The organism is Olleya sp. KKT75, assembly GCF_055635485.1.
Window position 1 is genome coordinate 1,962,501 of the sequence record NZ_CM145759.1, and the last position, 2,500, is coordinate 1,965,000.

Annotated in this window: 2 rRNA genes (1 of these 2 running past the window's edge); both read left to right on the top strand. The window is 47.0% G+C overall.

Annotation, left to right across the window (positions count from 1 at the left end):
- Nucleotides 1-2,124: ribosomal RNA gene (locus ACZ2G2_RS08580) — 23S ribosomal RNA — on the top strand; it begins 697 nt to the left of the window's first position.
- A 101-nt stretch (nucleotides 2,125-2,225) separates the two neighbouring features.
- Nucleotides 2,226-2,332: ribosomal RNA gene (gene rrf, locus ACZ2G2_RS08585) — 5S ribosomal RNA — on the top strand.
- Nucleotides 2,333-2,500 lie beyond the last annotated feature (168 nt).

Genomic DNA, 2,500 nt, shown 5'->3' on the forward strand with positions numbered 1-2,500 from the left:
CGAAACCGTGTGATCTACCCATGGGCAGGTTGAAGCTATAGTAACATATAGTGGAGGACCGAACCGGTTGACGTTGAAAAGTCTTCGGATGACCTGTGGGTAGGGGTGAAAGGCCAATCAAACTCGGAAATAGCTCGTACTCCCCGAAATGCATTTAGGTGCAGCGTTGATTTATAGTTTTATAGAGGTAGAGCTACTGATTGGATGCGGGGGCTTCACCGCCTACCAATTCCTGACAAACTCCGAATGCTATAAAATGTTAATCAGCAGTGAGGGCATGGGTGCTAAGGTCCATGTCCGAAAGGGAAAGAACCCAGACCATCAGCTAAGGTCCCAAAATATATGTTAAGTTGAAAAAACGAGGTTGAACTGCTTAGACAGCTAGGATGTTGGCTTGGAAGCAGCCATTCATTTAAAGAGTGCGTAACAGCTCACTAGTCGAGCGGTTCGGCATGGATAATAATCGGGCATAAACATATTACCGAAGCTATGGACTTGTAAAAGTGGTAGGGGAGCATTGTAGTGGCGTTGAAGGTGTTCTGTGAGGGATGCTGGAGTAGCTACAAAAGAAAATGTAGGCATAAGTAACGATAATGCGGGCGAGAAACCCGCACTCCGAAAGACTAAGGTTTCCTCAGCTATGCTAATCAGCTGAGGGTTAGTCGGGACCTAACGCGAACCCGAAAGGGGTAGTGGATGGACAACAGGTTAATATTCCTGTACCTGCTCTCATTAAAAGTGACGGAGGCGAAAAGTTAGTGCGCACAGACGGAATTGTGCGTTGAAGGGAGGGGTAACCCCCCGATAGTACACTAAGACTACGGTCGCGGTGATAATCTAGCAAATCGACTTCCAAGAAAAGCGAGAGAAGCAGCCCGTACCCTAAACCGACACAGGTAGTTGGGATGAGAATTCTAAGGAGCTCGAGAGATTCATGGCTAAGGAACTAGGCAAAATAGACCTGTAACTTCGGGAGAAAGGTCGCCACCCTTCGGGGTGGCCGCAGTGAAAAGGTCCAGGCGACTGTTTATCAAAAACACAGGGCTATGCTAAATTGAAAGATGACGTATATGGCCTGACACCTGCCCGGTGCTGGAAGGTTAAGTGGAGGGTTTAGCTTCGGCGAAGATCTCAAATGAAGCCCCAGTAAACGGCGGCCGTAACTATAACGGTCCTAAGGTAGCGAAATTCCTTGTCGGGTAAGTTCCGACCTGCACGAATGGTGCAACGATCTGGACACTGTCTCAGCCATGAGCTCGGTGAAATTGTAGTATCGGTGAAGATGCCGATTACCCGCTGTGGGACGAAAAGACCCCGTGCACCTTTACTATAGCTTAGTATTGGTTTTGGATAAGTAATGTGTAGGATAGGTGGGAGACTTTGAAGCGGCGTCGCTAGGCGTTGTGGAGTCATTGTTGAAATACCACCCTTTGCTTGTCTAGAGTCTAACCTTCAATGAAGGGACAGTGCTTGGTGGGTAGTTTGACTGGGGTGGTCGCCTCCAAAAGAGTAACGGAGGCTTCTAAAGGTACCCTCAGCACGGTTGGTAATCGTGCGTAGAGTGCAATGGCATAAGGGTGCTTGACTGAGAGACCTACAAGTCGATCAGGTTGGAAACAAGAGCATAGTGATCCGGTGGTTCCGTATGGAAGGGCCATCGCTCAAAGGATAAAAGGTACGCCGGGGATAACAGGCTGATCTCCCCCAAGAGCTCATATCGACGGGGGGGTTTGGCACCTCGATGTCGGCTCGTCACATCCTGGGGCTGGAGAAGGTCCCAAGGGTTGGGCTGTTCGCCCATTAAAGTGGCACGCGAGCTGGGTTCAGAACGTCGTGAGACAGTTCGGTCTCTATCTACAGTGGGCGTTAGAAATTTGAGTGGATCTGACTCTAGTACGAGAGGACCGAGTTGGACTAACCTCTGGTGTATCTGTTGTTCCGCCAGGAGCATTGCAGAGTAGCTACGTTGGGAAGGGATAAGCGCTGAAAGCATATAAGCGCGAAACCCACCACAAGATGAGATTTCTTTAAAGGGTCGTAGGAGATGACTACGTTGATAGGTCATAGGTGTAAAGGCAGTAATGTCATAGCCGAGTGATACTAATAACCCATAGGCTTATTGTACGCCTGTTTTTTATAAAGTTCAATACAGATTTTCATGAATCATTTTTTCAATATGTTATTTTATACGGTTAAGTAGTTACTACTACATACACCGAAAGATTTAAGGTGATTATAGCGATGGGGCTCACCTCTTACCATTCCGAACAGAGAAGTTAAGCCCATTTGCGCCGATGGTACTACATTGTGGGAGAGTAGGTCGTCGCCTTTTTAGAGAACCCTTCATATTTATTTATGAAGGGTTTTTTTGTGCTTTATACTCAAATAAATAAAAGGACGGAGTAAGTGCCAAAAGCTAAAAAAAAGAGGCAAAAGGCAGAAGTAAAATTGCAAAACCCAAAAGATAGAAGGAAAGAGGCAAAAGGCAGAAGCTAAAAGA